Source organism: Isoptericola jiangsuensis, assembly GCF_048320105.1.
Taxonomy (GTDB): domain Bacteria; phylum Actinomycetota; class Actinomycetes; order Actinomycetales; family Cellulomonadaceae; genus Isoptericola; species Isoptericola jiangsuensis_A.
This window is the reverse complement of record NZ_CP182942.1, coordinates 527,234-553,117: the sequence shown is the minus strand read 5'-3', so window position 1 is coordinate 553,117 and position 25,884 is coordinate 527,234. Positions and strand designations below refer to the sequence as shown.

The 25,884-nt window shown below is 73.9% G+C and carries 26 protein-coding genes; all 26 read right to left on the bottom strand.

From position 1 onward, the window contains the following. Positions 1-103 precede the first annotated feature (103 nt). The gene (locus ACNHYB_RS02590; protein WP_418276816.1) at positions 104-1,615 is read right to left on the bottom strand and encodes an RsmB/NOP family class I SAM-dependent RNA methyltransferase; all 1,512 of its coding nucleotides are present in this window, start codon (positions 1,613-1,615) and stop codon (positions 104-106) included. Beyond that, positions 1,612-2,577 carry a methionyl-tRNA formyltransferase gene (fmt, locus tag ACNHYB_RS02585; protein WP_418276815.1) on the bottom strand — a complete coding sequence of 322 codons (966 nt, stop codon included), beginning with the start codon at positions 2,575-2,577 and terminating at the stop codon, positions 1,612-1,614. The genes ACNHYB_RS02590 and fmt overlap by 4 nt, the downstream gene beginning before the upstream one ends. Positions 2,578-2,586: 9 nt before the next feature. Continuing rightward, positions 2,587-3,273 (bottom strand): HAD family hydrolase, encoded by a 687-nt coding sequence (locus tag ACNHYB_RS02580; protein WP_418276814.1) that lies wholly within the window; start codon positions 3,271-3,273, stop codon positions 2,587-2,589. Continuing rightward, positions 3,270-5,381: a primosomal protein N' gene (locus ACNHYB_RS02575; RefSeq protein ID WP_418276813.1), complete on the bottom strand. Its 2,112-nt coding sequence runs from the start codon at positions 5,379-5,381 to the stop codon at positions 3,270-3,272. The genes ACNHYB_RS02580 and ACNHYB_RS02575 overlap by 4 nt, the downstream gene beginning before the upstream one ends. A gap of 48 nt (positions 5,382-5,429) precedes the next feature. Further along, a complete protein-coding gene (gene metK / locus ACNHYB_RS02570) occupies positions 5,430-6,635 on the bottom strand; it encodes a methionine adenosyltransferase (protein ID WP_418276812.1) in 1,206 nt (401 codons plus the stop codon). Between the two features lie 75 nt (positions 6,636-6,710). Next, a complete protein-coding gene (locus ACNHYB_RS02565; RefSeq protein ID WP_418276811.1) occupies positions 6,711-7,988 on the bottom strand; it encodes a bifunctional phosphopantothenoylcysteine decarboxylase/phosphopantothenate synthase in 1,278 nt (425 codons plus the stop codon). 16 nt (positions 7,989-8,004) lie between these two features. Continuing rightward, on the bottom strand, positions 8,005-8,358 hold the full coding sequence (rpoZ, locus tag ACNHYB_RS02560; RefSeq protein ID WP_418276810.1) for a DNA-directed RNA polymerase subunit omega: 354 nt from the start codon (positions 8,356-8,358) through the stop codon (positions 8,005-8,007). Between the two features lie 88 nt (positions 8,359-8,446). Next, on the bottom strand, positions 8,447-9,028 hold the full coding sequence (gene gmk / locus ACNHYB_RS02555; RefSeq protein WP_418276809.1) for a guanylate kinase: 582 nt from the start codon (positions 9,026-9,028) through the stop codon (positions 8,447-8,449). A gap of 76 nt (positions 9,029-9,104) precedes the next feature. Continuing rightward, a complete protein-coding gene (gene mihF, locus ACNHYB_RS02550) occupies positions 9,105-9,416 on the bottom strand; it encodes an integration host factor, actinobacterial type (RefSeq protein ID WP_418276808.1) in 312 nt (103 codons plus the stop codon). 169 nt (positions 9,417-9,585) lie between these two features. After that, entirely contained in the window at positions 9,586-10,470 is an 885-nt protein-coding gene (pyrF, locus tag ACNHYB_RS02545) for an orotidine-5'-phosphate decarboxylase (RefSeq protein WP_418276807.1), read from the bottom strand. After that, positions 10,467-13,835 (bottom strand): carbamoyl-phosphate synthase large subunit, encoded by a 3,369-nt coding sequence (carB, locus tag ACNHYB_RS02540; protein ID WP_418276806.1) that lies wholly within the window; start codon positions 13,833-13,835, stop codon positions 10,467-10,469. The genes pyrF and carB overlap by 4 nt, the downstream gene beginning before the upstream one ends. Then, complete coding sequence (gene carA / locus ACNHYB_RS02535; protein ID WP_418276805.1) at positions 13,835-15,112, bottom strand: glutamine-hydrolyzing carbamoyl-phosphate synthase small subunit; 1,278 nt, start codon at positions 15,110-15,112, stop codon at positions 13,835-13,837. The genes carB and carA overlap by 1 nt, the downstream gene beginning before the upstream one ends. Then, positions 15,109-15,663, bottom strand: a complete 555-nt coding sequence (locus ACNHYB_RS02530; protein WP_418276804.1) for a hypothetical protein — start codon at positions 15,661-15,663, stop codon at positions 15,109-15,111. Before ACNHYB_RS02530 ends, carA begins: the two co-directional genes overlap by 4 nt. Further along, positions 15,660-16,985 carry a dihydroorotase gene (locus tag ACNHYB_RS02525; RefSeq protein WP_418276802.1) on the bottom strand — a complete coding sequence of 442 codons (1,326 nt, stop codon included), beginning with the start codon at positions 16,983-16,985 and terminating at the stop codon, positions 15,660-15,662. Before ACNHYB_RS02525 ends, ACNHYB_RS02530 begins: the two co-directional genes overlap by 4 nt. Continuing rightward, entirely contained in the window at positions 16,982-17,971 is a 990-nt protein-coding gene (locus ACNHYB_RS02520; protein ID WP_418276801.1) for an aspartate carbamoyltransferase catalytic subunit, read from the bottom strand. Before ACNHYB_RS02520 ends, ACNHYB_RS02525 begins: the two co-directional genes overlap by 4 nt. Beyond that, positions 17,968-18,555, bottom strand: coding sequence for a bifunctional pyr operon transcriptional regulator/uracil phosphoribosyltransferase PyrR (pyrR, locus tag ACNHYB_RS02515; protein ID WP_418277974.1), 588 nt, complete (start codon positions 18,553-18,555; stop codon positions 17,968-17,970). Before pyrR ends, ACNHYB_RS02520 begins: the two co-directional genes overlap by 4 nt. Positions 18,556-18,747: 192 nt before the next feature. After that, positions 18,748-19,164 (bottom strand): transcription antitermination factor NusB, encoded by a 417-nt coding sequence (nusB, locus tag ACNHYB_RS02510; protein ID WP_418276800.1) that lies wholly within the window; start codon positions 19,162-19,164, stop codon positions 18,748-18,750. A 1-nt stretch (position 19,165) separates the two neighbouring features. Then, entirely contained in the window at positions 19,166-19,729 is a 564-nt protein-coding gene (efp, locus tag ACNHYB_RS02505; protein WP_418276799.1) for an elongation factor P, read from the bottom strand. A gap of 154 nt (positions 19,730-19,883) precedes the next feature. After that, the gene (locus ACNHYB_RS02500) at positions 19,884-20,258 is read right to left on the bottom strand and encodes a hypothetical protein (RefSeq protein ID WP_418276797.1); all 375 of its coding nucleotides are present in this window, start codon (positions 20,256-20,258) and stop codon (positions 19,884-19,886) included. Continuing rightward, on the bottom strand, positions 20,255-20,992 hold the full coding sequence (locus tag ACNHYB_RS02495) for a hypothetical protein (RefSeq protein WP_418276796.1): 738 nt from the start codon (positions 20,990-20,992) through the stop codon (positions 20,255-20,257). The genes ACNHYB_RS02500 and ACNHYB_RS02495 overlap by 4 nt, the downstream gene beginning before the upstream one ends. A 60-nt stretch (positions 20,993-21,052) precedes the next feature. Then, positions 21,053-21,508, bottom strand: coding sequence for a type II 3-dehydroquinate dehydratase (locus ACNHYB_RS02490; protein WP_418276795.1), 456 nt, complete (start codon positions 21,506-21,508; stop codon positions 21,053-21,055). Positions 21,509-21,558: 50 nt separating this feature from the next. Then, entirely contained in the window at positions 21,559-21,915 is a 357-nt protein-coding gene (locus ACNHYB_RS02485) for an iron chaperone (RefSeq protein ID WP_418276794.1), read from the bottom strand. A 130-nt stretch (positions 21,916-22,045) separates the two neighbouring features. Next, on the bottom strand, positions 22,046-22,297 hold the full coding sequence (locus ACNHYB_RS02480) for a hypothetical protein (RefSeq protein ID WP_418276793.1): 252 nt from the start codon (positions 22,295-22,297) through the stop codon (positions 22,046-22,048). After that, positions 22,294-23,484, bottom strand: a complete 1,191-nt coding sequence (locus ACNHYB_RS02475; RefSeq protein WP_418276792.1) for an inorganic phosphate transporter — start codon at positions 23,482-23,484, stop codon at positions 22,294-22,296. Before ACNHYB_RS02475 ends, ACNHYB_RS02480 begins: the two co-directional genes overlap by 4 nt. Before the next feature lie 59 nt (positions 23,485-23,543). Beyond that, positions 23,544-24,923 (bottom strand): MFS transporter, encoded by a 1,380-nt coding sequence (locus ACNHYB_RS02470; RefSeq protein WP_418276791.1) that lies wholly within the window; start codon positions 24,921-24,923, stop codon positions 23,544-23,546. A 58-nt stretch (positions 24,924-24,981) separates the two neighbouring features. After that, positions 24,982-25,881 carry an oxygenase MpaB family protein gene (locus tag ACNHYB_RS02465; RefSeq protein WP_418276790.1) on the bottom strand — a complete coding sequence of 300 codons (900 nt, stop codon included), beginning with the start codon at positions 25,879-25,881 and terminating at the stop codon, positions 24,982-24,984. Between the last annotated feature and the right edge of the window lie 3 nt (positions 25,882-25,884).

The following is a 25,884-nucleotide window of genomic DNA, read 5'->3' as shown; positions in this document are numbered from 1 at the left end:
GCTGTGTCAGGTTATCCCGACGACGGCGGGTAGGGCAAGGATTTCCTGGCATCGGTGGGGAGGGAGGGGTCGACGCCCCTCCCCGGTGGTCGACGTGGTGCGGTCAGCGGCGGCGCAGCAGGGTCAGGTGCATCGCGTCGGTGCCGTGGACGTGCGGCCAGAGCTGCACGTCGAGACCGTCCGCGCCGGCGTCGTCCGGGCCGAGGTCGATCCGCGCGTCGGGCACGAGCACCTGTCGCACGGCGGCGCGGGCGTCGAGGCGGACGGCGTCGTCGCGGTTGCGCAGCACGTCGTCGACGACGAGGCGGGTCTCGGCCAGGTGCGGGGAGCAGGTCACGTAGGCCACCACTCCCCCGGGGCGCACGGCGTCCAGGGCGGAGGACAGCAGCTCCGTCTGCAGGCGGGTGAGCGCGCCGAGGTCGGCGGGGGTGCGTCGCCAGCGGGACTCGGGGCGGCGGCGCAGGGCTCCCAGGCCGGTGCAGGGGGCGTCGAGCAGGACGCGGTCGTAGGCTGCGGGCTCCTCGGTGCCGGTCTCGCGTCCGTCGCCGGTGCGCACGGCCTCCACGGCGTCGTCGGGCAGGGCGCGCAGCGACTGGCGCACGAGACGTGCGCGGTGGGGTGCCACCTCGTTGGCGACGAGCCGGGCGCCACGTCGGGCGGCGAGCGCCCCCAGGAGCGCGGCCTTGCCGCCGGGGCCGGCGCACAGGTCGAGCCAGCGGGCGTCGGTGCCGTCCAGAGGGGCGTCGGCGAGGGCGAGGGTGACGAGCTGGGAGCCTTCGTCCTGGACGCCGGCGCGGGCGTCGGCGACGGCGTCGAGGTGTGCGGGGTCGGTGCCGGAGGCGAGGACGTGCGCGGTGGGGGCCCAGCGGCCTGGTTCGAGGCGGGCGTCGTCGGCGCCGTGGGTGAGGTCGGCCGGGTCGAGGAGGCCGGGACGGGCGACGAGGGTGACGCGGGGTGCGGTGTTGTCGGCGTCGAGCAGGGCGGCCGTCTCGTCGAGGGGGCGTCCGGCGGAGTGCAGGGCCTCGCGCAGGGCGCGGGTGATCCACACGGGGTGGGAGCCGGTGAGCGCGAGCGCGGTGGTGGTGTCGGGGGCGTCGGCGCGCACCTGGTCGAGCCAGGAGTCGAGGCTGGTGCGTCCGACGGCGCGCAGGACGGCGTTGACCATCTGGGCGGGGCCGGCCCCGACGCGGTCGCGGCAGAGCCCGACCGTCTCGGAGACGGCGGCGTGGGCGGGGACCCGCATGCCGAGGAGCTGGTGGGAGCCGAGGCGCAGCACGTCGAGGACCTCGGGGTCGAGCTCGTCGAGGGGCCGGGAGACGCAGCGGGTGAGGATGGCGTCGTAGCGTCCGCGCAGGCGCAGGGTGCCGTAGGTGAGCTCGGTGGCGAAGGCGGCGTCGCGGCCGGTGACGCCTCGCTCGCGCAGCAGGGGTGGCAGCACGAGGTTGGCGTAGGCGTCGGAGGCGTCGACCTCGCGCAGGACGTCGTAGGCGGCGGTGCGGGCGGGGTCGGTCCGTCGGCGGCGTTCGGCCGGTGCCTGGGAGGTGCGGTGGCGTTCTCCGCGGGACCTGGCGGCGCTGCGCTGGCGGCCTCGGGCGTCGCGGCGGTCGTCGGTCATCGGGTTCCTCCCAGGGTGGCGTTCGCGGAGGCGACGTCGCGTCCGGCACCGCGGGACCAGTCGGCCGCGGACATGGGCTTCTTGCCGGCGGGACGCACGGTGCCGAGCTCGACGGCGTGGGTGGCGGTGCCGACGAGCACGGTGTTCTTGGTGGCGTGCACCTGTCCGGGGGCGAGGTCGGTGACCTCGGGGCGCAGGCGCACGGGTCCGAGGCCGAGCCGTGCGGCGGGGCCGGGTTCGTCGGGCGCGGCCGGCAGGGTGGTGAAGGCTCCGGGCGCGGGGGTGACGGCGCGGATGCGTCGGTCGACCGCGAGCGCCGGGTCGTCCCAGCGCACGAGGGCGTCGTCGCGGGTGATCTTGGGGGCGAGGGTGGCGCCGTGGGCGGGCTGGGGCTGGGGTGCGAGGTCGCCGGCGGCGAGGGCGTCGAGGGTGGCGACGAGGAGATGCGCGCCGGAGCGGGCGAGCCGGTCCAGGAGGTCGCCGGAGGTGTCGGAGGGGCGGACGGTCTCGGTGGTGGTGCCGAGCACGGGTCCGGTGTCCATGCCTTCGTCGAGGAGGAAGGTGGTGGCTCCGGTGACCTCGTCGCCGGCGAGGACTGCGTGCTGGACGGGGGCGGCGCCGCGCCAGGCGGGCAGCACGGAGAAGTGCAGGTTGATCCAGCCGTGGCGGGGCACGGCGAGGACGTCGGGGCGCAGGAGGTGGCCGTAGGCGACGACGGGGGCGGCGTCGACGTCGAGGTCGCGCAGCAGGGCGGTGAAGTCGTCCCCGCGGGGGGTGTCGGTGAGGACGGGCAGGCCGGCTTCCTCGGCGGCGACGCGCACAGGACTGGGTACGAGGCGTCGGCCGCGTCCGGCGGGGGCGTCGGCGCGGGTGAGGACGGCGACGACCTCGTGGTCGGAGTCGAGCAGGGCGTGCAGGGAGGGGACGGCGGGTTCAGGGGTTCCGGCGAAGAGCAGGCGCACCGGGCAAGTCTAGGCAGCCCCGGGCACGCCGAGGCGCGCGAGGGCGCGGCGCAGGGCGGGCGTCCCGGTGAAGAGGACGCCGTGGAACCCTGCGGTGCGTGCGCCGGCGACGTTGGCGTCGACGTCGTCGACGAAGACGGTGCGTGAGGCGTCGACGTCGAACCGGTGTCGGGCGAGGTGGAAGATCTCGGGGTCGGGCTTGGCCAGACCCTCCCGGCCGGAGACGAGGACGTCGGTGAGGCGGGAGATCGCGGGGGCGGCCTCGGCGGCGTGGTGGTAGGTATCGGCGGCCCAGTTGGTGAGCCCGTAGACGCGGGTGCCGGCGGCGAGGAGGTCGTCGACGAGTGCTGCGCTGCCGGGCACGGGGCCGGTGAGGGTGTCGGCGTAGCGGTGCAGGTAGCGGGCTGCGAGGGGCGCGAGGTGCGGCCGGGTGGCCTCCAGGTGCGCGACGGCGTCGGCCCAGGTGCGTCCGGCGTCCTGGGCGTGGTTGAACGCGGCGAAGTCGACCTCGGCCTTCCAGGCGGCGACCTCGTGGGCGTCGAGGCCGGCGAAGGCGCCGTCGGGGTCCCAGCCGACGAGGACGTTGCCGAGGTCGAGGATCACCGTGTCGAGGCCGTCGGTGCCGGTGCCGGTGCCGGTGTCAGGACTCTCGCCCCCGTGAGCGACGGTGGGGGTGACGGGTCTGTCGGGTGTCACAGGAGCTCCTGGGGGTCGAGCTGGACGCGGACGCGTCCGCCCTCGCGGCGTGCGGAACGCACGGCGAGGGAGGCGCGCAGGCGGCGGGCGAGGTCGAGCCCGTCGGCGACGGGCACGCGCAGGACGACCCGGACCTCCGGGTCGAGCCGGGTGCCGTCGGCGGGCAGGTCGACCGGCCCGAGGACGGCTGCCGGGTCGGCGAGCGCCACCCGGTCGACGACGGCGCGCACGGCGGTGGCATGGCCGGTCACGGCCGCGACGCGCACGGCGGGCGGCAGGTCGAGCTCGCGACGCTCGGCGAGCTCGCGGTCCGCCAGCCCGGAGGCGTCGAAGCGCACCAGGGCGCTGGTGGGGGCGGGCGCCGCGTCGCCCACGAGGAGCACCTGCCCCTCGGGGGCGGGGCGCACCAGCGCGGCCGCCGCCAGCCACCGGTGGGCGGCGTCGGTGGCGGTGGCCAGCCCGGTGCCCGCGGTGGCCACGGCGGCGTCGAGCAGCAGCGCTGCCACGTACCCGCCGTCCGGCACGGGCTCGGCGCCGGGGGTGGCCACGACGAGGGCGGGGCGGGAGCCCACCCGGTCCAGCACGCCCCCCGCGGCGGACGAGGTGGACACGCGCACCGGCACGCCCGGGAAGGCGCGGCCGAGCTCCTCGGCGGTCCGCTCGGAGCCGACCCGCACCGCCCGCACGCGCGAGTCACCGCACTCCTCGCAGCGCCAGGTCGCGTCGAGGCGTCCGCACCAGGTGCACTGCGGTGTCGAGGTGGCGCCCCGCAGCCCGAGGGGGCCGTGGCAGTCGCTGCAGCGGGCCGCGGTGCGGCACCGGGCGCACGCCACCACGGGCAGGTAGCCGGCGCGCGGCACCTGGACCAGCACCGGACCGTGCTCGAGGGCCGCCTTGGCCAGGCGCCAGGCCGCGGTCGGCAGCCGCGCCGCCGCCCCGGCGCCGTCCCGCGCCAGCTCCACCGACGTCAGGGCTCGCACCCGCGGGGCACGCGCGCGCAGCACCCCGCGCGGGGCGGCGACGTCGTGCGCCCAGCCGCGCGCCACCAGGGCCTGCGCCTGCACCGTGCGTCCCGGCGAACCGAGGAGGAACGCCGCTCCCTGCAGCTCGCTGCGCAGGGCCAGCACGTCACGGGCGTGCGGGTAGGGCGCGTGGGGCTCCGCGAGGGTCTGCTCCCCGTCGCCCCACAGCACCACCAGGCCCAGGTCGGGCAGCGGCGCGAACATCGCCGCACGCGTGCCGACGACGACCTGGGCGATGCCGTGGCGGGCCTGCAGGAACGCCCGGTAGCGAGGCGCCGGACCGTCGTCCGCCTTCAACCGCACCACCCCTGTGACGCCGGACGCCTGGATCGCGTCCGCCACGAGGGCCACGTCACGGGCGTCCGGCACGACGACCAGCGCCCGTCGTCCGCCGGCGAGGGCGGACCGTACCGCCTGCGCCACCGCCGCCGACCAGTGCGGCACCCGTTCCACGTCGGCGTCAGGAGCCCTCTGCAGGCCCGGCAGCGGCGTCCACACGGCCCGCGGGGCCTGCCCGGCGAGCACTCGCCGGCAGAACGCCTCCCCGCCCGTGTACGGCGCCCACACGTCCTCGAAGCCCGGCCCGGTGGGCACGCACACCTCGGGGGCGCCGTCCGCGAGCGCCGCGAGCACCTCGCCCTCGACGCGGGCGTGCCGCGGGGGGACGGCGAGGCGGAGCACGTCGGTGAGGGTGCCGGCGTACCTCTCGGCGACGGCGCGGGCCAGTGCCAGGGTCTCGGGCGCGAGGACCGGGTCGGCGGACACCACCCGGCGCAGGGGCTGCAGGCGTCCGTCGTGGTCCGACGTCGCCGTCCGGGCCACGACGTAGCCGGCGACCTCCTGCGGGCCGAAGCGGGCGCGCACCCGAGCGCCGGGGACGGCGTCGTCGGCCATGGCGGCGGGCACGAGGTAGTCGTACTCGCGGTCGAGGTGGGCGGGCTGGAGGTCGAGCACGACGCGGGCCACGGGATCGACGGGTGCGAGGGGCTGCGGGGACGCCGGGGTGCGCCGCGCCCGCGTCGTCGAGCCCGGGACGTCGTCGAGCCCGAGCAGCGCGGGCTGCTCGGGCTCGTCGGGTGCACTCACGGGGCTATGCAACCACGGACCACCGACCGTGCCGGTTCACCCGCGGCCTCACACCGCGGAGCGCAGCGCCTCGACGCGGTCGGTGCGCTCCCAGGTGAATCCCTCGACCTCCCGGCCGAAGTGTCCGTAGGCGGCGGTCGCACCGTAGACGGGGCGCAGCAGGTCGAGGTCGGCGATGATCGCCGCGGGACGCAGGTCGAAGACGTCGCGGATGGCCGCCTCGATCCGTGCCGGGTCGACCTGGGCGGTGCCGAACGTCTCGACGTACAGGCCCACCGGGTGGGCCTTGCCGATGGCGTACGCCACCTGCACCTCGCAGCGTCGCGCCAGGCCCGCCGCGACGACGTTCTTGGCGACCCAGCGCATCGCGTACGCCGCCGACCGGTCCACCTTCGAGGGGTCCTTGCCGGAGAACGCCCCACCGCCGTGGCGCGCCATGCCGCCGTAGGTGTCCACGATGATCTTGCGCCCCGTCAGTCCCGCGTCTCCCTGCGGGCCCCCGACGACGAACTTGCCGGTCGGGTTGATGATGAGCTCCACGGCGTCGGTGTCGAGGCCGGCGTCGGCCGCGACCTGGGCCACCACGGGCTCGATGACGTGCCGGGACACCCCGGCCGCCAGGTCTGCCTGCTCGACGTCGGCGTCGTGCTGGGTGGACAGCACCACCGTGTCGAGGCGTACGGGGCGGTCGCCGTCGTAGCCGACGGTGACCTGGGTCTTGCCGTCGGGGCGCAGGCCGGTGACCTCGCCCGAGCGTCGCACCTCGGCGAGGCGCTCGGCCAGACGGTGGGCCAGGAAGATCGGCAGCGGCATCCCGGAGGGCGTCTCGTCCGTGGCGTACCCGAACATCAGGCCCTGGTCGCCGGCGCCCTGGGCGTCCAGGGGGTCGACGTCGGCGGCGGACGAGCGGCGCTCCAGCGCCGTGTCGACGCCCTGGGCGATGTCCGGGGACTGCTGACCGATCGAGACCGACACCCCGCAGGAGTCGCCGTCGAACCCGATCGCCGAGGACGTGTAGCCGATGCCCCGCACGACCTCGCGCACCACCTGGGGGATCTCGACGTACGCCTCGGTGGTGACCTCGCCGGCGACGTGCACCAGCCCGGTGGTCACCATGGTCTCCACGGCGACCCGCGAGCGGGGGTCCTGGGCGAGCATCGCGTCGAGGATGGCGTCCGAGATCTGGTCGCAGACCTTGTCCGGGTGTCCCTCGGTGACCGACTCGGACGTGAAGAGGCGCAGGGCGTGGGTCATGCGCGTCAGCCTACGGCCACCTGGCCCTCGCACCAGCGCCAGGACGCCGAAATCGTCCCGGATCCTGAGAAAATCTCAGATCGTGGACAACAGGGGGGTGATGGCGTCCCACAGGGCGTCCGCGACCTCGCGCTTGGACCCCGCGGCCTTCGCCACCGTCTCGCCGTGGCGGTCCAGGACCGTCACCTCGTTGACGTCCGTGCCGAACCCCAGCTCGTGGCCCACCGCGTTCACGGCGAGCAGGTGCGCACCCTTGCGGCGGGCCTTGGCCCGCCCGTGCTCCAGCACCGAGGTGTCCTCGTCCCCGGTCTCGGCCGCGAAGCCCACCACCACCTGGTCCGGGCCCAGCGGCGAGGAGGCGAGCTCGGCGAGCACGTCCGGGTTCTCCACCAGCTCGATCGGGGCCGGCGCGCGGCCCGCGACCTTCTTGATCTTCGCCGTCGGGGACGCCGCCGGACGGAAGTCCGCCACCGCGGCAGCCATCACCACGACGTCGGCGTCGCGGGCGGCCGTGCGCACCGCGTCGCGCAGCTCCGCCGTGCTGGACACCTCCACGACCGTCACTCCCCCGCCGCGCACGCCGTCCACGACGTCAGGGCCCAGGTTCGCCGCCACCAGCGTCACCGCCGCGCCCCGCGCCCGGGCAGCGGCGGCCAGCGCCACGCCCTGGCGCCCGCTCGAACGGTTGCCGATGAAGCGCACGGGGTCGATCGGCTCGCGCGTCCCGCCCGCCGAGACCACCACGTGACGCCCCTGCAGGTCCTGGGGACGACCAGGCACGGCGGTGGCGGTCGGGTCGGCAGGGTGCGCCGCGTCGCCCGGCACCCCCGCGCCGACCACGCCGAGCGCGTACCGCGCGATCTCCTCGGGCTCGGGCAGCCGGCCGGCACCCGAGTCGGCACCGGTCAGGCGCCCGCTGGCGGGATCGATGACGTGCACCCCGCGTTCGCGCAGCGTGGCCACGTTGGCGCGCGTGGCCGGGTGCTCCCACATCTCGGTGTGCATCGCGGGCGCCATCACCACCGGGCAGCGCGCCGCCAGCAGCGTCGTGGTGAGCAGGTCGTCGGCACGTCCCGTGGCCGCCCGCGACAGCAGGTCCGCCGTCGCCGGGGCGACGACCACGAGGTCCGCACCCTGGCCCAGGGCCACGTGCTGGACGGCGTCGACGTCGTCGAACACCTCGGTGCTCACGGGCTCGCCGGAGAGCGCCTCGAACGTGGGCGCCCCCACGAACCGCAGGGCCGCCACGGTGGGCACCACCCGCACGGCGTGCCCCTGCTCGCGCAGCAGGCGCAGCAGCAGCACCGCCTTGTAGGCGGCGATGCCGCCGCTGACCCCCAGCAGGATCCTCATCGAGGGCCCGGCAGGGTCAGACGATCTCGTCGCCGACGGTGTGCGCCGACGCCGAGGGCTCCTCGCCCGCGGCCTGGTCGGCGGACAGCGCCAGCGGCACGTCCACGGGCTCCGCGGCGGGCTGCGCCGTCAGCAGTCCCTGGTTGATCTCGCGCATCGCGATCGACAGCGGCTTCTCCTGGTTGCGGGTCTCCACGAGCGGACCCACGTTCTCCAGCAGGCCCTCGTTGAGCTGCGCGTAGTACGCGTTGATCTGCCGGGCACGCTTGGCCGCGTACAGCACCAGGCCGTACTTGGAGTCGCTCTGCTCCAGCAGGTCGTCGATGGGCGGGTCGGTGATGCCGATGGGCTGCGGGGTGGTTCCAGCCATGTCAAAGCCTCCATGCAGACGTGCGGACCGGTGGCCGCCGGGCCACCGGGAAAGTCAAGGGTTTCGCGAAAGGACAGTCTACCTGCCGCTACCCGGCGACCCGGGGCAGCGTCGAGGTGGCGCCCGTCTCGCTCACACCGAGCAGGCCCGCCAGCTCGTCCGTGGCGCGCGTGACGTCGTCGTTGACGATCGTCACGTCGAACTCCGGCTCCGCGGCCATCTCCACCTCGGCGGTCCGCAACCGGCGCGCCCGCTCCTCGGCGTCCTCGGTGCCGCGGCCCACGAGCCGGCGCACCAGCTCCTCGAGGCTCGGCGGCGAGAGGAACACGAAACGGGCCGTCGGCATCGAGCTGCGGACCTGCCGCGCACCCTGCAGGTCGATCTCCAGCAGCGTGGGCCGCCCGGCGGCCAGATGGTCCTCGACCGGGCCGCGCGGCGTGCCGTACCGGTGGCGACCGTGCACGACCGCCCACTCGAGCATCTCACCGGCCGCGACCATGCGGTCGAACTCCTCGGGCGAGACGAACAGGTAGTGCACGCCGTGCACCTCGCCCGGGCGGGGCGGGCGGGTCGTCGCCGACACCGACAACCACACCTGCGGGTAGCGGGCCCGGACGTCGGCCGAGACGGTGCCCTTGCCGACAGCCGTGGGGCCGGCCAGCACGGTCAACCGTGCCTGGTCGGCCCCCGGGTCGTCGGAGCGGGTGTCGCGGTCTGCCGGAACGCCGGCGGATGACACAGAAATCTCAGCCAAACCTCTCGATCAGCGCCTTGGCCTGGTGCGGTCCCAGACCGCGGACCCGGCGGGTCTCGGCGATCCCGACCTCTTCCATGATCGCCCGAGCCTTCACCTTACCGACTCCGGGGAGCGACTCGAGCAACGAGACGACCTTGAGCTTGCCGACGACGTCGTCCGACTGGCCCTGCTCGATCACTTCCTTCAGCGAGCCCTGGGAGTACTTCAGACGATTCTTGATCTCGGCGCGCACACGACGCGCCTCGGCCGCCTTCTCAAGGGCCGCCGCACGCTGTTCCGGGGTGAGGGGAGGAAGGGCCACGCAAGTCACCTACTCTATCGAGCCGATATTTGCACTGCTGGTTCGAAAGTAGCCACCACCTGGGGCAGCGGCAATCGGTGAAGGCCCATGTGGGGAAAACCACCCGCAACGACGCCGAACAATCCCGCCGAACCGGCCTGAACCGGTCACCCGACGACGTCGACGCCGGTCAGCGCGCTGCCCGCAGCGCCGAGCGGACGTCGGCCGCGGCCTCGGCGGCCGCCGTCCGCAGGGCGGCCGCGTCCGGACCCGCGGCGAGCACCCCGCGCGACGACGACGCGAGCACCTGGGCGCGCGCCGAGCCGAACACCTGGGCCAGCTCCCGCCGACCCGCGCCCTGCGCCCCGACGCCAGGGGCGAGCAGCGGACCGTTGACCGACTCCAGGTCGGTGCCGGTGTCCCGGGCCGCGCCACCGACCGTCGCCCCGACCACCAGACCCACCGAACCCATCGGGTCGGCCCCGGCGTTGAGCGCCGCCGCCTGCGCGGCGACCGACGCCGCCACGCTGACGCCGTCCGCGCCCACCGCGTGCTGCACCTCACGTCCCTCCGCGTTCGAGGTGAGGCACAGCACGAACACCCCGCGCCCGGTCGCGGTGGCACGCTCCAACGCCGGGGCGAGCGACCCGAAGCCCAGGTACGGCGACACGGTGACCGCGTCCCCGGCCAACGGGGAGGCGTCCGACAGGAACGCGTCGCCGTACCCGGCCATCGTGGACCCGATGTCGCCGCGCTTGGCGTCCACGATCGTCAACGTCCCCGCCGCACGCGCCGCCACCAGGACCTCCTCCAGCACGGCCAGGCCCGCGGACCCGTGCCGCTCGAAGAAGGCCGCCTGCGGCTTGAGCGCCGCCACCCGGCCGCCGAGCGCGTCCACCACCCGCAGCGAGAACTCCCGCAGGCCCGCCACGTCGTCGCCCAGCCCCCACGCCGTCAGCAACGACGCGTGCGGGTCGATCCCCACGCACAGGGGACCCCGGTCGTCCATCGCGGCGGCGAGCCGGGCACCGAACGGCACCACCGGCTGCGCCGCGACCGCACCGGACGCCGTCACGCGCCCGCCTCGCCGCCACGACGCGCCAGCGTGGCCGCCGTGTGCTCCTGCAGGCTGCCGACGTCGAACGGCCCGCCGAGCACCGCCTCGATGCCCTGCACGGCCGCGGCGAGCTGGTCGACCGTGGTCACCATCGCCTTGTCCGCCGCCGTCGTCGCGGCCCGGATCTCGTAGCCGTCCGCGCGCGCTCCCTGACCCGACGGGGAGTTGACCACCAGGTCCACCTCGCCCGCCGTGATCAGGTCCACGATCGTGGGCTCGCCGTCGGTCCCGGCGCCCTGGGAGTACTTGCGCACCGCCGTCGCCGCGATGCCGTTGCGGGCCAGGACCTGCGCCGTCCCGGCCGTGGCCAGGACCCGGAAGCCCAGGTCCGCCAGGCGCTTGACCGGGAACACGATCGAGCGCTTGTCGCGGTCCGCGACCGAGACGAACACCGTGCCCGACGTCGGCAGGCCCCCGAACGCCGCCGCCTGCGACTTGGCGAAGGCGTGCGGGAAGTCCTTGTCGAAGCCCATGACCTCACCGGTCGACCGCATCTCCGGACCGAGGACGGTGTCCACGACCTGACCCTCGGCCGTGCGGAAGCGCTTGAAGGGCAGCACGGCCTCCTTCACCGCGATCGGCGCGCCCAGGTCGAGCGTGCCGCCGTCGCCCGTGGCCGGCAGCACGCCGTCGGCCCGCAGGTCGGCGATCGACTCCCCGACCATCACGCGGGCGGCCGCCTTGGCCAGCGAGGTGCCCGTCGCCTTGGACACGAACGGCACCGTCCGGGACGCACGAGGGTTCGCCTCCAGCACGTACAGCACGTCCGAGACGAGCGCGTACTGCACGTTCAGCAGACCCCGCACGCCCACTCCCGCGGCGATCGCCTCGGTGGACCGCCGGATCCGCTCGATCTCCGCCTCGCTCAGGGACACCGGGGGCAGCACGCACGCCGAGTCCCCGGAGTGGATGCCCGCCTCCTCGATGTGCTCCATCACGCCACCGAGGAACAGCTCGGTGCCGTCGTAGAGGGCGTCGACGTCGATCTCCATCGCGTCGTCCAGGAAGCGGTCGATCAGCAGCGGGGCGGGCAGGGTGCCCGGCGCGCGGGTCGACAGGGCGGCAGCCTCCGCCGCCTCCAGGGCGCGCTCGACGTAGCCGGTGAGCTGCTCGGCGGAGTAGACGATCTCCATGCCGCGCCCGCCCAGCACGTACGAGGGACGCACGAGCACCGGGTAGCCGATCCGCTCCGCGACCTCCGTGGCCTGGCCGAGCGACCGGGCCGTGCCGAACGCCGGGGCCGGCAGACCGGCGTCGGCGAGGACCTGACCGAAGACCCCGCGGTCCTCCGCGGCGTCGATCGCCTCCGGGGACGTCCCGAGGATCGGCAGGCCCGCGTCCGCCAGCCGTTGCGCCAGCGCCAGCGGCGTCTGACCACCGAGCTGGACGATGATGCCCTTGACCGGGCCGGCGGCGAGCTCGGCGGAGTAGACCTCCAGCACGTCCTCGAACGTGAGCGGCTCGAAGTAGAGACGGTCCGAGGTGTCGTAGTCGGTCGAGACCGTCTCCGGGTTGCAGTTGACCATGATGGTCTCGTACGTGTCCTTCAGCGTGAGCGCCGCGTGCACGCACGAGTAGTCGAACTCGATGCCCTGCCCGATCCGGTTCGGCCCGGAACCGAGGATGATCACCGCCTCGCGCTCGCGGGGGGCCACCTCCGACTCCGTGTCGTAGGACGAGTAGTGGTACGGCGTGGTCGCCGCGAACTCGGCGGCGCACGTGTCGACCGTCTTGTACACCGGCCGCACCCCGAACGCGTGCCGCGCCTCGCGCACGGCCGCGCCACCCCCCGGTCCCATGCGGCGCAGGTCGGCGATCTGGGCGTCCGCCAGCCCGTGCCGCTTCGCGCGGCGCAGGACGTCACCCGTGAGCGTCTCCGCGGCGGCCACCTCGCCGGCCACCTCGTTCATCAGCAGGATCTGGTCGAGGAACCACGGGTCGATCTTCGTCGCGTCGAACACGTCCTCGAGCGTCGCGTGGCCCGCCTCGACCGAGCGCAGCGCCTGCTGCACGCCGAGCAGGCGGCCCTCGGTCGGACGCCGGATCTCCTCGAGCAGCGCGGCGAGCTCGGCGCCCCGGGGGGCCTCGCCCTGCCAGTGGAACATCACCCCGCCCTTGTCGATCGAGCGCAGCGCCTTGCCGAGCGCCTCGGTGAAGTTGCGTCCGAGGGCCATCGCCTCGCCGACGGACTTCATCGTGGTGGTCAGGGTGTCGTCCGCCGCGGGGAACTTCTCGAACGCGAAGCGGGGCACCTTGACCACGACGTAGTCGAGCGTGGGCTCGAAGCTCGCCGGGGTGACGCGGGTGATGTCGTTGGGGATCTCGTCCAGCGTGTACCCGACGGCGAGCTTGGCCGCGATCTTCGCGATCGGGAAGCCGGTCGCCTTCGACGCCAGCGCCGAGGAGCGCGACACGCGCGGGTTCATCTCGATGACGATGATGCGCCCGGTGTCGGGGTCGACGGCGAACTGGATGTTGCAGCCACCGGTGTCGACGCCCACCTCACGGATCACGGCGATGCCGATGTCGCGCAGCTTCTGGTACTCGCGGTCCGTCAGCGTCATCGCCGGAGCCACCGTCACCGAGTCGCCCGTGTGCACGCCGACGGGGTCGACGTTCTCGATCGAGCAGACCACGACGACGTTGTCCTGCTTGTCGCGCATCAGCTCCAGCTCGTACTCCTTCCAGCCGAGGATGGACTCCTCCAGGAGCACCTCGGTGGTCGGCGAGTAGTGCAGGCCCTGACCGACGATGCGACGCAGGTCCTTCTCGTCGTAGGCGAAGCCGGAGCCGAGCCCGCCCATCGTGAAGGACGGGCGCACGACCATCGGGTAGCCGAGGTCGTCCGCGGCGGCGACGGCCTCGTCGATCGTGTGGATGATGGCCGAGCGTGCCGACTCGCCGCCGCACTTGGCCACGACGTCCTTGAACTGCTGGCGGTCCTCGCCCTTCTGGATGGCGGGGATGTTCGCACCGATCAGCTCCACGCCGTACTCGGCGAGCACGCCCGCCTCGTCCAGGTCGATGGCCGCGTTGAGGGCCGTCTGGCCGCCGAGGGTCGGCAGCAGGGCGTCCGGGCGCTCCTTGGCGATGATCGAGGTGAGGACCTCGGTGGTGATCGGCTCGACGTAGGTCGCGTCGGCGAACTCCGGGTCGGTCATGATCGTGGCCGGGTTGGAGTTGACCAGGACGACGCGCAGGCCCTCCTCCTTGAGCACCCGGCACGCCTGGGTGCCGGAGTAGTCGAACTCGCAGGCCTGGCCGATGACGATCGGGCCGGAGCCGATGACGAGGACGGACGACAGGTCGGAACGGCGGGGCATCAGTTCTCCTTCTCGCCGGAGCCGGCCGTCTGCGCGCCGAACGTCGCCAGGGCGGCGTCGGGCACGGTCACGGGCTCCCGGGTGGTCATGAGCTCGACGAAACGGTCGAACAGGTAGGCGCTGTCGTGAGGTCCGGCGGCGGCCTCGGGGTGGTACTGCACGGAGAACGCGGGCACGTCCAGGGCGGTCAGGCCCTCGACCACCTGGTCGTTCAGTCCCACGTGGGAGACGATGACCCGCCCGTACGTCACGCCGTCGGTGCGGGCGGCGTCGTGCGGGGCGGTGCTCACCGCGTCGACCGGGGCGTCCACGGCGAAGCCGTGGTTGTGCGCCGTGACCTCGACCTTGTTGGTGGTGCGGTCCATCACGGGCTGGTTGATCCCGCGGTGGCCGTACCCGAGCTTGTAGGTGCCGTAGCCGAGCGCCCGACCCAGCAGCTGGTTGCCGAAGCAGATCCCGAAGAACGGGATCCGGTGGTCCAGCACCTGGCGCAGCAGGTCGACCTCGGCGGTGGCGGCCGAGGGGTCGCCCGGACCGTTCGAGAAGAAGACGCCCGAGGGGCCCTCGGCCGGCAGCAGCGCCGCCACCTCCTCGAAGGAGGCGGACTGGGGCACCACGTGCACGCGCACGCCACGCTCGGCCAGCCGCGCCGGCGTCATCGCCTTGATGCCGAGGTCGACCGCCACGACGGTGGCGACCGGGTCGGCCCCGGCGAACTGCCCGGACGGCTCCACCGTGTACGCCTCGGCCGTGCTGACCTCGCGGGCCAGGTCCGCGCCCGCCATCGCCGGCGCTCCCTTGACCTCCGCGACCAGGTCCTCCACCGTGCGCTCGACGTCGCCGTCGAGCAGGGCCTCGCCCGAGAAGATCCCGCCGCGCATCACGCCGAGCTCACGCAGGTGGCGCGTCAGGAACCGGGTGTCGACGTCGGCGATGCCCACGACGCCCTGGGCGGCCAGGTCGTCGTCGAGCGTGCCCGTGGAGCGCCAGCTCGACGCGCGGCGCGCCGGGTCGCGCAGCACGTAGCCGGCCACCCAGATGCGGCCCGACTCGGGGTCGTCGGCGTTGATGCCGGTGTTGCCCACGTGCGGCGCCGTCATCACGACGATCTGCCGGTGGTAGGAGGGGTCGGTGAGGGTCTCCTGGTAGCCGGTCATCCCGGTGTTGAAGACGATCTCGCCGAGGGTGGCGCCGCGGGCGCCGTAGGCGGTGCCGCGGGCGACGGTGCCGTCCTCGAGGACGAGGACCGCCGGTTCGGTGCTGGTGGTGGTGCTCACTGCGGATCCTTCACGATCGGCGTGGACAGGGAGATCAGGGGCCTGACGGCCTCGAGGATGCGTGCGGAGTCGGCGTGGTGGCGCGGTCGCAGACCGGTGTCGAGCGCCGTGGCCTCGACCTCGCCGTCGGCGGGGACCTGCCAGGTCAGCACGACCAGACCGTCACGGCCGACGAACTTGCCGGCCATGCCGCCCGCCGTACCGACGTCGAGCAGGGTCGCGGCCGGGACGAACACCGGGGCGCCGCCGTCACGGTCGACGACGATCCCCCCGGCATAGACGCAGAGCTCGGCGTTCGAGCGGTCGCCCAGCCCGTGCGCGCCCACCCGGGCGAGCCAGTCGCCGCTGAGCGTGCTGGAGACGTAGACGACCTCCAGCGGGCCCAGGAGGGTCTCGCCGAGGGCGCCGTCGGTCATGGGCAGTGCCGGGGGCACCGGCACGAGGTGCCGGCTGCGCGCGGCGATGCGACGCCGGCCCGTCAGGACCAGGGTGAGCAGGACGACGCCGAGGACGACCCAGATGCCGACGGCGAGCGGGACGGGCATGTTCATCGCCGGACCCCCTCGGCCTCGACCGGCGCGCCGTCCAGGACCGTGGCACGGCCCCGCAGGAACGTCGCCACGACGCGCCCCGGCAGCTCGCGGCCGCGGAACGGGGTGTTCGCGCTGGCCGTCACCTGCGCGCCGCCGTCGACGACCCGCGTCGCGGCCGGGTCCACGAGCGTCAGGTTCGCCGGCTCCCCCACCTCGATCGGCCGCCCGTGGGCGTCGTCGACGAGGCCGATCCTGGCCGGCGCGGTGGACATCACGCGGGCGACGTCCGGCCACGACAGCCGACCGGTGTCCACCATCGTCTGCTGCACGACGGACAGCGCCGTCTCCAGCCCCGTCATGCCGAACGCGGCAGCGCCCCACTCGCAGTCCTTGTCCTCGCGGGTGTGCGGCGCGTGGTCGGTGGCCACGATGTCGATCGTGCCGTCCGCCAGCCCGGCACGCACGGCCTCGACGTCGCGGGCCGTGCGCAGCGGCGGGTTCACCTTGAACGTCGGGTCGTAGTCGCGGGCGAGCTCGTCGGTGAGGATCAGGTGGTGCGGGGTGACCTCCGCCGTCACGTCGATCCCCCGGGACTTGGCCCAGCGCACGATCTCCACCGAGCCGGCCGTCGACAGGTGGCACACGTGCAGCCGTGACCCCACGTGCTCGGCGAGCAGGACGTCGCGGGCGATGATCGCCTCCTCCGCGACGGCGGGCCAACCGGTCAGCCCGATCTCCGCCGAGACGACGCCCTCGTTCATCTGCGCGCCCTCGGTCAGCCGCGGCTCCTGGGCGTGCTGGGCGACGACGCCGCCGAAGGACTTGACGTACTCCAGCGCGCGGCGCATGAGGATCGGGTCGTGGACGCACTTGCCGTCGTCGGAGAACACCCGCACCCGCGCCGCGGAGTCGGCCATGGCACCGAGCTCGGCCAGGCGCTCGCCGGCGAGGCCGACGGTGACCGCGCCGACCGGGTGGACGTCCACCCAGCCGGCCTGGCTGCCGAGGCGCCAGACCTGCTCGACCACGCCGGCGGTGTCGGCCACCGGGGAGGTGTTCGCCATGGCGTGCACGGCGGTGAACCCGCCGGCCGCCGCCGCCCGGGTTCCCGAGGCCACCGTCTCGGCGTCCTCGCGTCCCGGCTCGCGCAGGTGGGTGTGCAGGTCGACCAGCCCGGGCAGCAGGACGTGGTCGGCCGCCTCGACGACGACGGCGCCCTCGGCGGCGACCGCTGCGCCCGCCGCGGTGATCTCGGCGACCGCCCCGTCGGCCAGGACGACGTCGACGGGGTCGCCGCCGAGCGGGCGGACCCCGCGCAGGACGTAACCGGAGGTGCTCACAGGTCGTTCCCTTCCGCCGAGTTGTCCCCGGCCATCAACAGGTAGAGGGCCGCCATCCGCACCGCGACGCCGTTGGCGACCTGCTCCACGATGACGGCCTTGTCGGAGTCGGCCGCCTCGGCGGAGATCTCCAGGCCGCGGTTCATCGGTCCGGGGTGCATGACGATGGCGTGGTCGGCCAGGCGGGCGAGCCGCCGCGCGTCCAGGCCGTAGTACCGGGTGTACTCCAGGGGGCTCGGGAAGAACCCGCCCGCACCCCCGGACATCCGCTCGCGCTGGACCCGCAGCATCATGATCGCGTCGGGCTGCCAGTCGTCGATCGTGGCGTCCAGGTCGTAGGAGACGTGGCACGGCCACGCCTCGACCCCGACGGGTACGAGCGTGGGGGGCGCCACCAGGGTGACCTCCGCACCGAGGGTGCGCAGGAGCGCGACGTTGGCACGGGCGACGCGCGAGTGCAGCACGTCGCCCACGATCGCGACCTTGATGCCCGCGAGGTCGGCCCCGACGCCGTCGCCGCCTCCACCGCGCAGCCCGACGAGGTGGCGGCGGATCGTGTAGGCGTCGAGCAGCGCCTGCGTGGGGTGCTGGTGGGTGCCGTCGCCGGCGTTCAGCACCGCGGCGTCGAGCCAGCCGGCGTGGGCGAGCTGGTAGGGCGCGCCCGAGGCCCAGTGGCGCACCACGACGGCGTCGGCGCCCATGGCGTGCAGCGTCAGCGCGGTGTCCTTCAGCGACTCGCCCTTGGAGACGCTGGAGCCCTTCGCCGAGAAGTTGATGACGTCGGCCGACAGCCGTTTGGCGGCCGTCTCGAACGAGATGCGCGTGCGCGTGGAGTCCTCGAAGAACAGGTTCACCACGGTGCGCCCGCGCAGGGTGGGCAGCTTCTTGATCTCGCGGGACTGCGTGGCGGCCATCTGCGCGGCCGTGTCCAGGAGCAGCACGGCCTCGTCCCGGGACAGGTCGGCCGTGGAGAGCAGGTGCTTCATCGGGCCGCCTCCGTCGCCGGTCCGCGCCCGGCGATGATGACGGCGTCGTCGACGTCGTCCACCTCGGCGAGACGCACGCGCACCCGCTCGTCGGTGGCCGTGGGCAGGTTCTTGCCGACGAAGTCCGGCCGGATGGGCACCTCGCGGTGGCCGCGGTCCACCAGGCAGGCGAGGCGGACCGCCCGGGGACGGCCGAGGTCGCCGAGCGCGTCGAGCGCGGCGCGGATGGTCCGCCCGGAGAAGAGGACGTCGTCGACCAGGACGACGATCCGCCCCTCGATGCCGTCGTCGGGCAGCCGCGTGACACCCACGGCGCGGGTCGGCTGACGGTGCAGGTCGTCGCGGTACATCGTGACGTCCAGCTCGCCCGTGCGTCGTGCGGGGTCGAAGCCGGGATCGATCTCGGCCAGGCGCGCCGCGAGACGGTGGGCGAGGGTGACCCCGCGGGTGGGGATGCCGATCAGGACGACGTCCTCGACCCCGCGGGAGCGCTCGACGATCTCGTGGGCGATGCGGGTCAGGGCGCGGGCGACGTCGCTCGCGCCCAGGACGGTGGTGCCGTCCGGACCAGGGTCTGGGGGCATGGCTGTGCCGGTGCTCAACGTGACTCCTTCTCCGCCTCACGGGACGGTGTTAAAGGTGGTCTGGCCCCGTCAGCCTAACGCGTCCGGAGACGACGACGCAGCCGACGTCCGCGTCGCGGACGTCGGCTGCGTCACAGTGTCCCGGTGCGGCCCGGTGCGGCCCGGTGGGGCCCCGGCGCGGCTGCGGGTCGCTCAGTCGACGAGGGTCGGCTTGATCTCCAGGATCCGGCCCAGCAGACCGTTGACGAACCCCGGGGAGTCGTCCGTGGACAGCTCACGAGCGAGGTCGACGGCCTCGTCCACCGCCACGACGTCCGGGACGTCGTCGTTGTACAGCACCTCGAACACCCCGACACGCAGCAGGGCACGGTCCACGGCGGGCATGCGGGCCAGGGTCCAGTCCCGCGAGTACGTCTCCAGCAGCTCGTCGATGCGTTCGCGGTGCGCGACGACACCCTCGACCAGCTCGACCGTGTACTGCGGCACCGACGCCTCGGTGTGGGGCTCGATCACCCGGTCCTGGAGCAGCACGAGCGGGTCGGTGCTGCGCTGCTCGGACTCGAAGAGGATGTCGGCGGCGCGCTTGCGTGCCTTCGTGCGTGCGCCCACGTCAGTCGTTCACGCGGCCGAGGTACGACCCGTCGCGGGTGTCCACCTTGACCTTCGTGCCCTGCTCGAGGAACAGCGGCACCTGGATCTGCGCGCCGGTCTCCAGCGTGGCGGGCTTGGTGCCACCGGTGGAGCGGTCGCCCTGCAGGCCCGGCTCGGTGTAGGTGATCTCGAGCACGACCGACGACGGGAGCTCGATGTACAGCGGCGTGCCGTCGTTCTGGGCCACCATGACGCTCATGCCCTCGAGCATGTAGTCCTTCGCGTCCCCGACGGTCGCGGCCGAGACGGGGATCTGGTCGTAGGTGTCGGTGTCCATGAAGACGTAGTCCTCGCCGTCCATGTACAGGAACTGGAAGTCGCGGCGGTCCACGTTGGCCGTCTCGATCTTCAGACCGGCGTTGAACGTCTTGTCGACGACCTTGCCCGAGAGCACGTTCTTCATCTTGGTCCGGACGAACGCGCCACCCTTGCCCGGCTTGACGTGCTGGAACTCGAGGATCGTCCACAGCTGGCCGTCGATGCGCAGCACGGTGCCGTTCTTGATGTCGTTGGTGGTAGCCACGTAGTTGTCAGTCCTCGGCAGGTCGGGGTCGATGGAGGTCGTTGCGGCGTCGTGCCGGCTCGCGCCGCCCGGCAGGGATCAGGTTCGGTGAAGGTCCAGACCTGGTGGTTCGCACCCGGGCGACGGTGGTGGCCGACAAACGGCCCGCCACAGTCTACAGCGCGCCGAAGATCGCGTGAGCGCCCAGCCCGACGGCGGCCGCCCAGACGAGCGAGGCCAGGGTCCCGACGACGAACCTCTCCCCCGCCACCGGGTGCTCGCGGAGCTCGGGCAGCCTCCCGAGCGCCTTCACCGCGACGACCACCGCGACACCCTCGGGGTAGCCCGCCAGGATCGTCCCGGTGATCGCGAAGCGCTCCAGCAGCCCGATCCAGGTGCCGTTGCCGAGCACCGCCAGCGCCTCGGCCTGGGCGGGGGCCGCCGTCGACTCGGCGTGCCGCAGCACGAGCGGCACCACCCACGCCCCGCCGGCGACGCTCAGCACGAGCGCCACCACCGAGATGCCCGCCACCGCCACGACCTCGTTCACGCGTCCCCGCTCTCCTCGTCGTGCGCACCCGGGACCTCCGGGGCGTCCTCGCCGTCCTGCCGGTCGTGCTCGTCGTCGGCCGTCGTGGCCGCGTCGGCGGCGCGCAGCAGGCGCGCCGCCAGCGGACGGGCCGCCAGCTCCTCCGACCACGACGCCGAGCGCAGCCGCTGGCTCACGGCCTGCTCGGAGACACCCAGCGCACGCGCCGTGGCTCGCTGCGGGGCGTCGTCACCCTCGTGCAGGGCGAGGGTGTCGACAGCCTCCCACCCCGGTGCCGACCGGCGCGCGACGACGACCCCGACGAGCCGCAGCAGAGCCTGGGCGTCGGCCACGATGGTCGCCGACGGCTCCTGGTCCCCGCCCCGCACGGCGAGCGGCACGGCGCTGCCACGCCGCTTGGCCTCCTCGACGGCGGCCCGGGCGCGCACGAAGGCCCGACCGGAGGCGGCGCGCGACGAGGTCGCCAGGGGCTGGTCGACGGCGCCGACACCGACGCCGACGGCCCAGCCGCCGTCGCGCAGCAGCTCGGCCAGCACCTCGACGGCGAGCGTCGCTCCCTCGTCCGAGGCGTCCAGGACTCCTTGCACCTCGTCCCCGACCGTCCGGTCGAAGGCCAGGACGAGCCCGGCGCCGACCTCGCTGCCGGTGACTCGTGCGCCCACCCGGTCCAGGACGGCCGGGACCAGGTCGCCGCGCGTCGTGCTCGACCGCTGGTCAGCGGTGATGACGATCATGCATCTAGCCTAGGGCCTTCATCGACACTAAACAAGGCCACAAGCTAGATCACTGATGATCTAGTCCTGGAGCCGGTGCGACAGTGCGCTGAGCGCGACGCGGTAGGAGTCGAAACCGAAGCCTGCGACCGTGCCCGTCGCGATGCCCGCCACCACCGAGTAGTGGCGGAACGACTCCCGCGACGCCGGGTTGGAGAGGTGGACCTCCACCAGCAGCAGCCCCGAGGTCGTCACCTGGGCCGCGGCGTCGCGCAACGCATAGCTGTAGTGGGTGAAGGCTGCCGGGTTGAGGACCACGTGCGAGCGGGTGTCCACGGCCTCGTGCAACCAGCCCACGAGCTGCGACTCGTCGTCGGTCTGGCGCACCTCGACCGTCAGGCCGAGCTCCGCTGCCCAGCCGTCCGCCTCCCGTTCGAGGTCCGCCATCGAGGCGTGCCCGTAGATCTCCGGTTCACGGACGCCGAGCCGGCCGAGATTGGGACCGTTGAGGACCAGGACGTGCGCAGTGTCAGCCATGACACCGGAGCCTAGTCACCGGGGCGACCCACCGGTGCCCCGTGGCCGGCTCAGGAGTCCTCGGCCGCGTCGATCTCGTCCCGACGGGCGGTCACCAGCCGGTCGACGACGTCGGCGGGCAGCGCTGCGTCCCGGTCCAGGGACACCGAGCCCTTGGTGGTGCGCAGCCCGGCGAGCGCCTCGGCCTCCGCCGCCAGCACGTCGCTGCTGAAGGGGTACAGCCCCACGTGGTCGGCGCTCGCCCTGGCCGCCACGAGCGGGCGGCCCCGGTAGCGCAGCGCGGGCATCCCGTAGCTGCGCCCCTCCTGGGCATCGGGCACCAGGGCGCGGGCTCGCCCGTACACGCCCTCGACCAGCGCGCGGTCGGCACCGGACAACGACTCGACGTACTCGGACACCTCACCCATGACCACCATGGTGTCGCCTCGGAGCCGGCCTCGCACGCCCACGAGGCGGGCACGGCAGCGAGGCGTGCACGCCCGTGGGCCTGCACCCTCGACCTGCCGATGGGCCTGCCCGCGGACGAGGGCGAGACGGCTACCCGCCGGCGACGATGAGGACGACGCCCCCGACCACGAGCGCTGCCACGACGGCGAAGCACAGGCCGGCCACGACGCGTCCCGTGGGCGTGGCGGGCGTGGCGTAGGCCTCGCCGTCGTCGCTCACCGTGCGCCCGATCCCGAGCGCAGCCATCCCGGCGGCGAACACCACCGGGGCACCGACCCCGAGGACGAGGCCGCCGAGGGTGACGCGCCAGACCGCGTCCAGCGTCTCCAGCAGGAGGTTCACGGCCTTCCTCCCTCCGGGCGGGCGGACGCGGGCGCGAGCTCGCCGTCCCAGTCCTCGTTGACGTTGGCGGGGTCGACCTTGGCGCGCTGCGCGCGAGCCCACACCGCCCCGGACAGCACGACCAGGAGGCCGAAGACGACCAGGACGCCGGCCACGCCCCCGATGGCGGTCATGAGGAGCCAGCACCCTGCCCCGGTGAGCCCTGCGGCCGGCAGGGTGATGATCCAGGCCGCGGCCATGCGGCCCGCCAGCGACCACCTGACCGTGGACCCGCGGGTGCCCAGTCCCGTGCCCATGATGGAACCGGTGGCGACCTGCGTGGTCGACAGGGCCATGCCCAGGTGCGACGAGGTCAGGATGATGGCCGCCGACGACGCCTCGGCCGCCATGCCCTGCGGCGGCGTCAGCTCGACCAGCCCCTTGCCCATGGTGCGGATGACCCGCCACCCACCCAGGTACGTGCCGCTGGCGATCGCGAGCGCGCAGGAGATCTTCACCCACACGGGGATGGCCTCCAGGTCCGTCCAGGACCCGTAGCCGATGAGGGCCAGGGTGATCACGCCCATGGTCTTCTGCGCGTCGTTGGTGCCGTGGGAGAGCGCCACGAGCGAGGCGGTGCCGATCTGACCCCAGCGGAAGCCCTGCTCCCGGGTGCCCCGAGGGACGCTGGCCACGATCCGCAGCACGCACCAGATCGCCGCGGCGGCGACGACCATCGCGACGAAGGGCGCGACGAACGCCGGGATGACGATGTCCTCCACGACGCCGTCCCACTTGACCCCGCTCGTGCCGATCGCGACGAGGGCGGCCCCGATGAGTCCGCCGAACATCGCGTGCGACGAGCTGGACGGGAGCCCGAACAGCCACGTGGCGAGGTTCCACAGGATCGCCCCGACCAGCCCGGCGAGCAGGATCTCCAGGATCGGCACGCCCGCGAGGCCCTCCACCGGGGCGCCGTCGTCGTCCTGGATCCGCAGGATGTCGTTGGTGACCGTGAGGGCGACCTGCACGGACAGGAACGCGCCGACCAGGTTGAGCACGGCCGCGAGCGCCACCGCCGTGCGGGGCTTGAGCGCCTTGGTGGCGATGGAGGTGGCCATGGCGTTGGCGGTGTCGTGGAAGCCGTTGGTGAAGTCGAAGGCGAGGGCGGTCACGACGACCACCAGCAGCAGGACGAGCTCGGTCACCCGTCAGTATCGGCACATCGGTGGGTGGGTCGCGCGTCGGGGCGGGTCCGCGGGGCGTGTCAGCGGGGCGCGGGCCGGGTCACGACGAGCATGAGGACGAGCCCGGCGAGCAGGACGGCGATGATGCCGAGGACTCCCCAGATGGTGGCTCCGGTGAGGGCGATGATCGCGGTCCACAGGGCGGGGGTGAGGAAGGAGACGGCTCGGCCGGTGGTGGCGTAGAGGCCGAAGATCTCGGACTCGCGGCCGGGCGGCGTCATGCGGGCGAGGAAGGATCGGGAGGCGGTCTGGGCGGGGCCGACGAAGAGGGTCAGGGCGAGGCCGGCGGTCCAGAAGACGATCTGCCCGGCGGGCAGGAGGGCGACGACGGCGACGCCGCAGACGACGAGGGCGGCCAGCGACCACAGGATGATGGTGCGGGCTCCGAGGCGGTCGTCGAGGCGTCCGGCGACGATGGTGCTGATGCCGGCGAGGAGGTTGGCGACGATGCCGAAGATCATCACCTGGTCGGCGGTGAAGTCGTAGGAGACGGCGGCGACGATGGCGCCGAAGGTGAACACCCCGGAGAGTCCGTCGCGGTAGACGGCGCTGGCGACGAGGAACCAGAAGGTGGTGCGCGCGGTGCGGTAGAGGTCGGCGATGTCGCGGGCGAGCTCGCGGTAGCCGCGCCAGAAGCCGACGCGGGGGCGGTCGTGGGCGGCGGGGGCTTCGGGGACGTGGCGGAAGAGGGGCCAGGCGAAGGCGAGGGTCCACACGCCGCAGCCGATGGCGATGACGCGGTAGGCCATGCCGTCGGAGGTGTCCATGCCGAAGAAGTCGACGAGGGTGGCGGCGACGATGAGGACGAGGGCGACGATGCCGCCGAGGTAGCCCAGGCCCCAGCCGAGGCCGGAGACGCGGCCGATGGTGCGGGGGGTGGAGACCTGGGTGAGCATCGCGTTGTAGTTGACGCCGGCGATCTCGCTGGCGACGCTGCCGAGGGAGACGAGCGCGGCGCCGAGCACGAAGTAGGCGGGGTCGGCACGGACGAGGCCGAGGGCGAACATGGCGGCGACGAGCACGATGGTGCCGCCGGCGACCCAGGCCTTGCGGCGGCCGGTGACGTCGGCGCGTCGGCCGAGCACGGGGGCGAGGAGGGCCACGAGGATGCCACCGACGGTGATCCAGGCGCCGAGTCCGCTGGTCAGCGCGGCGATGGCGCGGTCGTAGGTGGGGTCGTCGGGGCCGAGGGCGGCGGTGGCGGGGTCGATGAAGACGTCGGTGGTGAGGTAGCTCGCCGTGAACACGAAAGTGAGGATCACGGTGTTGAAGGGTTGGGTGGCCCAGTCCCAGAGCGCCCAGGAGGTCACCCGGCGGCGGCGTTCCCGGGGTGGGAGCGTCTCGAAGTCGTCGGTGGTGACCGGGGTGTCCGACGGCGTCGTCGGCGTGGTGTCGCTCATGTCGCCAGAGTCTGCCGTACGAGGGTGGACGGTGGGTGGACCGGGGGTGTCGTGGCGGTCAGTCGGTGCCGGCAGGTGGGGGTGGTCCGGGGGGCGGGTCGCCCGCGAGCGCCCAGCGGATGGCCCGGGTGGCGATCTGGCCGGCCTGCCGGGCGGGCAGGGGTGGCCGGCGGACGTGCGGTGGCGCGGGGAGCATGCGGCGGGCGTCGGCGGGCAGGGAGCCGTAGGCCGCGGCGGCGAGGAGGGCGTAGGCGCCGCGTGCGGCACGTGGCAGGGGTGGCTCGTGCAGGAGGAAGTGGGTGACGTCGTCCGAGGCGGTGGTGCGGGCGAGGGCGGGTCGGTGGCGGTCGAGGGCGTGGCGCAGGGCGTCGCGATGGGTGGGCGGGTCGGGGGTGCCGAGGCGTCGCGCGACGGTGGCGGTCTGGGCGAGGTAGTCGTCGCAGCCGGGGCCGTCCAGCGGGTGGGCGCCGTGACGTTGGTGGGTGAGCAGGAAGCTGTCGACCTCGGCGGTGTGCACCCAGTGGAGCAGGTCGGGGTCGTCGGCGGTGTAGGGGGTGCCGTCGGGGGCGGTGCCGTGGACGCGGGCGTGCACGGCGCGCACGACGTCGACGGCGCGCTGGGAGTCGGCGGCGGTGGCGAAGGTGGTCTCGGCGAGGAAGGTGCTGGTGCGTCCGAGGCGGCCCCAGGGGTCGGTGCGGTAGTCGGAGTGGTCGGCGATCGCGGCGACAGCCAGGGGGTGCAGGCACTGCAGCAGCAGGGCGCGCAGCCCGCCGACGAACATGGCGGCGTCGCCGTGGACTCGTGCGACGGCGGAGTCGGCGGGGAACCAGCGCGGTCCGGGGGTGGTGTGGATGCGGGTGCGTCGCTCGCGGCCCGCCTGCCCGCCGGAGACCTGCTCGAAGAGCAGGCGGCCGGCGCGTCGTTGCAGGGTGGCGAGGGGTCCGTGCGGGTGGCTCATCGA

What these genes read in the sequence shown, in the direction of transcription:
- ACNHYB_RS02590 (WP_418276816.1), bottom strand. Translation starts at nt 1,615, where the DNA reads ATGACCGACGACCGCCGCGACGCCCGAGGCCGCCAGCGCAGCGCCGCC.
- metK (WP_418276812.1), bottom strand. Translation starts at nt 6,635, where the DNA reads ATGACCCACGCCCTGCGCCTCTTCACGTCCGAGTCGGTCACCGAGGGA.
- ACNHYB_RS02565 (WP_418276811.1), bottom strand. Translation starts at nt 7,988, where the DNA reads ATGAGGATCCTGCTGGGGGTCAGCGGCGGCATCGCCGCCTACAAGGCG.
- rpoZ (WP_418276810.1), bottom strand. Translation starts at nt 8,358, where the DNA reads ATGGCTGGAACCACCCCGCAGCCCATCGGCATCACCGACCCGCCCATC.
- carB (WP_418276806.1), bottom strand. Translation starts at nt 13,835, where the DNA reads ATGCCCCGCCGTTCCGACCTGTCGTCCGTCCTCGTCATCGGCTCCGGC.
- ACNHYB_RS02530 (WP_418276804.1), bottom strand. Translation starts at nt 15,663, where the DNA reads ATGAACATGCCCGTCCCGCTCGCCGTCGGCATCTGGGTCGTCCTCGGC.
- ACNHYB_RS02520 (WP_418276801.1), bottom strand. Translation starts at nt 17,971, where the DNA reads ATGAAGCACCTGCTCTCCACGGCCGACCTGTCCCGGGACGAGGCCGTG.
- pyrR (WP_418277974.1), bottom strand. Translation starts at nt 18,555, where the DNA reads ATGCCCCCAGACCCTGGTCCGGACGGCACCACCGTCCTGGGCGCGAGC.
- ACNHYB_RS02495 (WP_418276796.1), bottom strand. Translation starts at nt 20,992, where the DNA reads ATGATCGTCATCACCGCTGACCAGCGGTCGAGCACGACGCGCGGCGAC.
- ACNHYB_RS02490 (WP_418276795.1), bottom strand. Translation starts at nt 21,508, where the DNA reads ATGGCTGACACTGCGCACGTCCTGGTCCTCAACGGTCCCAATCTCGGC.
- ACNHYB_RS02485 (WP_418276794.1), bottom strand. Translation starts at nt 21,915, where the DNA reads ATGGGTGAGGTGTCCGAGTACGTCGAGTCGTTGTCCGGTGCCGACCGC.
- ACNHYB_RS02470 (WP_418276791.1), bottom strand. Translation starts at nt 24,923, where the DNA reads ATGAGCGACACCACGCCGACGACGCCGTCGGACACCCCGGTCACCACC.
- ACNHYB_RS02465 (WP_418276790.1), bottom strand. Translation starts at nt 25,881, where the DNA reads ATGAGCCACCCGCACGGACCCCTCGCCACCCTGCAACGACGCGCCGGC.